Annotated in this window: 8 protein-coding genes and 1 pseudogene; 7 read left to right on the forward strand and 2 right to left on the reverse strand. The window is 60.8% G+C overall.

Translation table 11 applies throughout. From position 1 onward, the window contains the following. The first annotated feature begins 198 nt into the window (after positions 1 to 198). The 4 genes from AB3X94_RS41040 (at position 199) to AB3X94_RS41055 (ending at position 1,624) form a co-directional block, all read left to right on the forward strand. Positions 199 to 411: a hypothetical protein gene (locus tag AB3X94_RS41040; protein ID WP_176112378.1), complete on the forward strand. Its 213-nt coding sequence runs from the start codon at positions 199 to 201 to the stop codon at positions 409 to 411. A 160-nt stretch (positions 412 to 571) separates the two neighbouring features. Next, positions 572 to 871, forward strand: coding sequence for a hypothetical protein (locus AB3X94_RS41045; RefSeq protein WP_368594299.1), 300 nt, complete (start codon positions 572 to 574; stop codon positions 869 to 871). Positions 872 to 878: 7 nt separating this feature from the next. After that, a complete protein-coding gene (locus AB3X94_RS41050) occupies positions 879 to 1,334 on the forward strand; it encodes a hypothetical protein (protein WP_368594300.1) in 456 nt (151 codons plus the stop codon). Beyond that, on the forward strand, positions 1,331 to 1,624 hold the full coding sequence (locus AB3X94_RS41055; protein ID WP_176112381.1) for a type II toxin-antitoxin system RelE/ParE family toxin: 294 nt from the start codon (positions 1,331 to 1,333) through the stop codon (positions 1,622 to 1,624). The genes AB3X94_RS41050 and AB3X94_RS41055 overlap by 4 nt, the downstream gene beginning before the upstream one ends. 85 nt (positions 1,625 to 1,709) lie before the next feature. Here AB3X94_RS41055 and AB3X94_RS41060 read toward each other — a convergent pair whose 3' ends face one another. Further along, positions 1,710 to 2,414 (reverse strand): IS6 family transposase, encoded by a 705-nt coding sequence (locus AB3X94_RS41060; RefSeq protein WP_368614418.1) that lies wholly within the window; start codon positions 2,412 to 2,414, stop codon positions 1,710 to 1,712. Between the two features lie 59 nt (positions 2,415 to 2,473). Here AB3X94_RS41060 and AB3X94_RS41065 point away from each other — a divergent pair. The 3 genes from AB3X94_RS41065 (at position 2,474) to AB3X94_RS41075 (ending at position 5,487) form a co-directional block, all read left to right on the forward strand. Next, a protein-coding gene (locus AB3X94_RS41065; protein WP_368614419.1) for an IS630 family transposase occupies positions 2,474 to 3,459 on the forward strand; the annotation gives its coding sequence in 2 pieces (ribosomal slippage) (positions 2,474 to 2,933 and positions 2,933 to 3,459; 987 coding nt in all). Between the two features lie 271 nt (positions 3,460 to 3,730). Beyond that, positions 3,731 to 4,474, forward strand: a complete 744-nt coding sequence (locus AB3X94_RS41070) for a transposase (protein WP_368614420.1) — start codon at positions 3,731 to 3,733, stop codon at positions 4,472 to 4,474. Between the two features lie 620 nt (positions 4,475 to 5,094). After that, on the forward strand, positions 5,095 to 5,487 hold the full coding sequence (locus AB3X94_RS41075; RefSeq protein ID WP_368594197.1) for a polymer-forming cytoskeletal protein: 393 nt from the start codon (positions 5,095 to 5,097) through the stop codon (positions 5,485 to 5,487). 123 nt (positions 5,488 to 5,610) lie between these two features. Here the strand turns inward: AB3X94_RS41075 and AB3X94_RS41080 are convergent. Continuing rightward, positions 5,611 to 5,995: pseudogene (locus AB3X94_RS41080) on the reverse strand (hypothetical protein); the annotation flags it as partial.

Below are 5,995 nucleotides of genomic sequence, written 5' to 3' on the forward strand. Positions count from 1 at the left end.
AAACAACTCGCATCCCGATTCGCTGCGTGGCGCGAATTCACCGGCATCGCTCAAAATCCGTCGACTGTCTCCTGAGCGATTGACTCTTCGCAGTAGTCCGTGCCACTGCCGACAAGTTGACAATGCCCCGATCTGGCCTTCGACCCTGAGAAAGGCAAGCCGGACGAGCGTCCTGCGGCTATTTTTCTCTTCGACGACGTGCTCACGCGTGGCGCCCACTTCGCTGCAGCAGCCCGAAAACTTCGCGAAGTATTCGGCGACGTGCCGGTGATTGGCTGCTTCATCGCGCGCACCGTCATTCCGAACCCGTTTGACGATATCGACATCGACGACCTTCTTTTACGTCTTCCCGGCCCTTCGGGAGGCGCGCAATCTCATGAAAAAGGGCACCGAGGTGCCCTTTTTTGCTGATGCGGTTGATTGCCGCTCTCACGTAGAACAGGCGTTATGTCCAACCGCCGCGACGCTCAAAAATACCCCGACCCCCACTTTACAGTAAAATGGGTTGGCGTACAATAATTGTAGGTACCCCAATACCGTTGCCGGCGCGAGCCGGCCCTATGGAGTGACGATGCAACCCGTACAGATGGCCCCAGCCGAACGCGCGGCGCTCGAGCGCCTGGTCGAGCACGCACGCGGCGACACCGGCCAGAGCCGGCGCGTGGCCGACTTCCTGCTGGCCTGGTGGAACGCCGGCCAGTGCGGCAGCTACGACCTCACGACCGCATGGGGCGTGGACGACACCATTATGGACGATATGTGCGTGGTGTTCCGCCTCGCCTCGCGGGCGAACAGCTATCCCGAGACGCTGGGCTGCGGCCCGCAGTTCGAGGCCATCGTGCGCGCATGGCGTCCCAAACTCGTTGAGTGAGATCCACATGGCAACCGAAACCATCGACCAGAAGACCCTTACGCGGCTCGTGGAAGCCGGCGCCGTGCGCGCGGCGCATGTCGTCGGCCACGGCAACGGCTGGACGCTTGCGGCCAAGTACGGCCTGACCGAGCGTTTCCTGTCGGCCAAGCGCGGCGACGTGCGCGTGTTCCGCAAGCTCGAAACGCTCGTGAGTTTCCTGCGCGACATGGGTATCAGCCGCTTCGACGTGGACGCGGCCGGCTTCGATCCTGACTCGATCGAGCGCACCACGCGGCCCGACCGATCGGCCGCGCTGAAGGAGGCGCACGCCGCACGCGCCTATGACAAGTGGTTCCGCGAGCAGGTGCAGGAGTCGATGGACGACCCGCGCCCGAACGTGCCGCACGCGCAGGTGCAGCAGGAGATGGCAGAGAAGAAGGCGGCATTGCGCAGGCGGCTCGCACGCGGGGCTAAATCTTGATCGTGGAGTGGCGCGCGAAGGCGCGCGAGAAACGGCACAGAATCTTTGATTACATTGCGGCCGACAACCCGGTTGCCGCGCTTGAGCTGGACGATGAAATCGAGCGGAAAACCGACGTCTTGCCCGAGCATCCCGAACTGTACCGTGCCGGCCGTGTGCGCGGCACGCGCGAAATGGTGCTGGGGCCGAACTACATTCTGGTCTACCGGGTATTGAAGCAGGCCGGCATCATCGAAATCGTGCAGATCGTCGGCGCACGGCAGGACTACCAAAAGGGGAAGCGAAAATGATGCTGATTGGCGGGTTGCTGTATGTTTTCGGGCGGCATTGTCAACTTGTCGGCAGTGGCACGGACTACTGCGAAGAGTCAATCGCTCAGGAGACAGTCGACGGATTTTGAGCGATGCCGGTGAATTCGCGCCACGCAGCGAATCGGGATGCGAGTTGTTTGCGATAGCGTGAAGCCCGTAGCAGGTGTCGCTTGAGCGCGAAGTGCTGCCGGATCAGGCCGAAGCTGGAGAGAAAAGCCTGCGTGCGCTTCGGGTCACGAAATCCGCGCATGCGCCGCTCACGTTCACGCGTAGGCTGATGACTGTTCTCTGCCCGGTTGTTCACCCGGGCCACAGCCTTGACGAAGACGTGTTTGATGTTTTCCAGTTCGGGGATGTCGGCCTTGGCTGCCGGGTAGCTGCGAAGCTGATCGGTGACAATCCTTCGTGGCGCGTCGGCACAGGCGGCCAGCACGCGGTTGAAGAAGCGCTTTGCTGCGGCCTTATCGCGATGTTTCTGCAGCAGGATGTCGAGTTCGGCGCCGTGCTGGTCGACTGCCCGCCAGAGCAGATAAGGCTCATCGCGCAACGTAACGAAGACTTCGTCCAGATGCCATGTGCGCCCAGGCTTGCGGCGAGCAGCTTTGACGCGATGTGCGAAGCCCGCGCCGAATTTGTCGCACCAGCGGCGGGTCGTCTCGTAACTGACAACGACACCGCGCTCGAACAGCAGTTCTTCAATATCACGCAGGCCAAGTTGGAACCGGAAATACCACCGAACCGCGAGACTATTGAGTTTTACTAAATTCATGACAACCGATTCTCTGCTGGTGCGTTATACGGTCATCGCGTTGAAGGGAGACTCGGTTGATGGCCAAAATGGACGATGCTACGCGCAAGCGGGTGCGTGCCGGTCGCTTGATGTTGGCGGGAAAGACGCCCGCCGAAGCGGCAAAGATGGTCGGAGTGGCGCGGCAGACCGCATACACGTGGAAGGCCCGACTCGAAGAAGGTGGCATCGATGCGCTTCGCGTGATGGCCACGGGGCGACCGGCCCAACTGGATGCGGCCCAACTCGAAGGTTTGCGCGCAGCGCTGCTGCAGAGCCCGTTGATACACGGATTCCGTACCGAACTGTGGACGCTCAAGCGCGTACGGGTGCTCATCGAGCGACTGTACGGCGTTACCTTCAGCGAGGTACATGTCTGGCGGTTGCTGGGCGCCTTGGGGTTCAGCTCGCAAAAGCCGGAGCGCCGGGCGATCGAGCGCAACGAGGACGCGGTACTGACCTGGAAGCGCAAGACCTGGCCCACGCTCAAAAAAAGTGTCCCGCCGAAGGACGACTGATCGTCTTCATTGACGAATCCGGCCTCTCGGAGCGCCCCACACGAGTGCGCACCTGGGCGCCCAAGGGCTGCACGCCGATCATTCAGTACCACTTCAACTGGAAGCACGTTTCGGCCATCGCCGGTCTTAACCGTACCAACTTCGTGTTCCGCCTGCACGACGGCGCGATCAAAAGCGCGCAAATCATCGAATTCCTCAAAGCGCTGCGCGCGCAACTCAGACGCAAGCTGATGATCGTGTGGGACGGCGCAGCGCAGCACAAGAGCCGTGTCGTGCGCGAATACCTTGACAGCACGGATGGCGCAATCCAGATGGCGCTGCTGCCCGGCTACGCCCCGGACCTGAATCCAGTCGAATACCTTTGGGCCTGGCTCAAGCGGCACGCATTGGCGAACTTCTGCCCTGATAACCTGGCCGAGCTGAAGCACACCGCTCGAAGCAAGCTCAAGAGCGGCCAGAAGCGCAAATCGATTATCGTTGCCTGCTGGAAGCAAGCCGAGCTTTGGTAATGTCATGATTTACGTAACTCTCAATAGATAGCGGCAGGCTCATCGGACGGACTTCTGTAATGCGGTAGCCAACCCGCGGATATCAGCATGATCCACCGTCGAGATGTACTGCTACGTCGCCCTCAGGAAATTCCGACAATATGAATTCGACAAACTGAAAAACCGATCCCGATTGACACCGGGAGTCATATCAGCGGGCCTCCCACCGTGGTCGTGGAGGCGGCGGGGTTAAAGTGAGTTTGCGAACAGCTTTAACCAGAGGGAGGCTGAGATGAAATATAGCGGAATCGACCTGCATTCGAACAACAGCGTCGTAACGGTGACCGATGAAAATGATCGGGTGGTGGCCGAAAAGCGCCTCCCCAACGATCTGGCGAAGATTCTCGGAATACTCACGCCATGGCGCGACGAGCTGGCGGGAGTCGTCGTCGAATCAACGTTCAACTGGTACTGGCTTGTTGATGGCCTTCAGGCTGCCGGTTTCACCGTGGATCTGGCGCATACCGCTGCGATTAAAAAATACGAGGGGCTCAAGCACAGCGGCGACGAAACTGATGTTCGCTACCTTGCACACCTGATGCGGCTCGGGATCCTGCCTACGGGAGCCATCCTGCCGCCGGAACAACGTGCCGTCCGGGATCTGGCGAGGAAGCGGATGCAACTGGTGCGAAGTCGCTGCCAGCATATCCTCGCGGTCGAAAACATCACGGCCCGTCAGCATGGCACTCGCATCACCAGCAATCAGGCCATGGGCCTGAGCGCCGAAACCATCGACCAGATGCGGCTGCAAGAGGACGTGGCGCTGGCGATCAGGGCGAACGCGGCGGTCATTGCCACCCTTTCTGCACAGATCGAAATTCTTGAAAAGCGTCTTCAGGAAAAGGTGACTGCACAAGCGGAGTATTGGGACTGTGCTACGCAAGGCCGGCAAGCCTGCAGTCCTCGCGCTTGCGATTGCCGCTTTAGCTGCAGGCGGTGGAGTAAGCGCCGCGCGTATCTGGCGCGCGATGCATGATACGGTCGTGGCGCCGAAAGTGCCGGTCGCACCCAACCCGGCGAAGTCGTCTCCGGTTCCTGCTGGCAGCTCCGACGGTACGATGCCGATCAACGCCGCGCCCGCACGTCCGCTTGTGTCGAGTGACCTCGACACGCACAGACCGGCGGCTCAGTCCGCACTCGCGGACGTCGATGCCCGCACTCTCGCTTCTCAGTCGCTTCTACCGGCTGCTCCAGTCGCCCAGGCTCCGCATGCTTCTGCCGTAAACGCAGCAGCATCCCCCATTCGGATGCAGCGATCTTCGCCGTCCGCTACTTCTGTCAGTGGGATTTCGTCGCCGTCGCCTGCAACAGAGCCCTCCAAACTTGCGCCGAAGGTGACCGATGCCCCGAATAACAACCAGCCCGCGGCACGCCCCCAGTTGTGCCCGCCACAACCCAGGCGAAAGCGGTTCCCGGCGGGTCGGCGCAGGATGCTCCGAGGGTCGAGTCGCGCCCTGCCTTGCGTCCTCTGCATCGCCTTACCCACCACGCGGCGGCCACTGCAAACAGCGATATCGCCGAGCCGGCCGCTCCAGCGCAACCCAAAGCACAGCCCTCAAAGTCGCGCGATGTGCAGCTATTCTGATGAGGCGACCGATGAAGCAACAGCCGCTTAATGTCACGCTCCTGTCCGCGGGGCTATCGATCCACGGTGACGTCATCCTCGATCACGGTATCAGTAACTTCGGCATCGTGGACGGGAATGTCGTTTCAAGTTCCGGCCTCGTCCACATCGGCCCGGGAGGCATGGTGAAGGGTCAGGTCGAAGGCGAGCATGTCAGGGTGGACGGAACCGTCGAAGGCGACGTCCATGCCCGCGGCGCTCTGGAGATCAATGGCCGCGTGATAGGCAACGTCTACTACTACGGGACGATCCGTCTCGGCCCGCGTGCGTCACTTGAAGGGCAGGTCAAGCGCAGGAGCGATCTGACGATAGAGAACGCTGCAAGCAACGTTCAGCAGTTGTCACGCGCCGCATCGGACTCCTGATGATGGGGCCAGCCGACTGTCGTTCCGAGGTCGTGAATACGAAGGGTTTGGTCGAAAAACGCAACGTGGTGGTCGCAGACGGCCAGACAATCGACGAGCCCCTAGTCTTACTGTGTCACATAATCAGTTATGCAGCCTATTACCGTACAGGAAGAATGCCATCGTTGCATGAGCCGTAGTCCAAGCAGGATACGCAACGTGGTAATGGAATCGGGAACGTGGCGTTGAGCGCGCTGGACTGCCCCGGGGGATGTAATCGGAGGGAAGGGCAGGCATCGCGCGTTCCGGGAAGTTTTTTTATCGCGCTCATCCGAGCGCATCCTGAGTCGCTGAGCCATCAGAAACCCATATGCAGCGATACTCAGCGTGGCGTGGTGGTGCAAGCCACGCCAGCCTCGCCCTTCGTAATGGCCGAGCCCGAACTCCTGTTTCGGGTCCTGATAGTCGCGCTCGATGCGCCAGCGCATTTTGGTCACGAACACGAGCTGCTCGAGGGTCGCCTCTTCGG

Origin of the sequence: Paraburkholderia sp. BR10923 (genome assembly GCF_040948765.1) — a bacterium.
Classification (GTDB): Bacteria; Pseudomonadota; Gammaproteobacteria; order Burkholderiales; family Burkholderiaceae; genus Paraburkholderia; species Paraburkholderia youngii.

Excerpts from the sequence above, each read along its gene's own strand:
- AB3X94_RS41050 (WP_368594300.1), top strand. The coding sequence starts at position 879 with ATGGCAACCGAAACCATCGACCAGAAGACCCTTACGCGGCTCGTGGAA.
- AB3X94_RS41045 (WP_368594299.1), top strand. The coding sequence starts at position 572 with ATGCAACCCGTACAGATGGCCCCAGCCGAACGCGCGGCGCTCGAGCGC.
- AB3X94_RS41075 (WP_368594197.1), top strand. The coding sequence starts at position 5,095 with ATGAAGCAACAGCCGCTTAATGTCACGCTCCTGTCCGCGGGGCTATCG.
- AB3X94_RS41060 (WP_368614418.1), bottom strand. The coding sequence starts at position 2,414 with ATGAATTTAGTAAAACTCAATAGTCTCGCGGTTCGGTGGTATTTCCGG.
- AB3X94_RS41070 (WP_368614420.1), top strand. The coding sequence starts at position 3,731 with ATGAAATATAGCGGAATCGACCTGCATTCGAACAACAGCGTCGTAACG.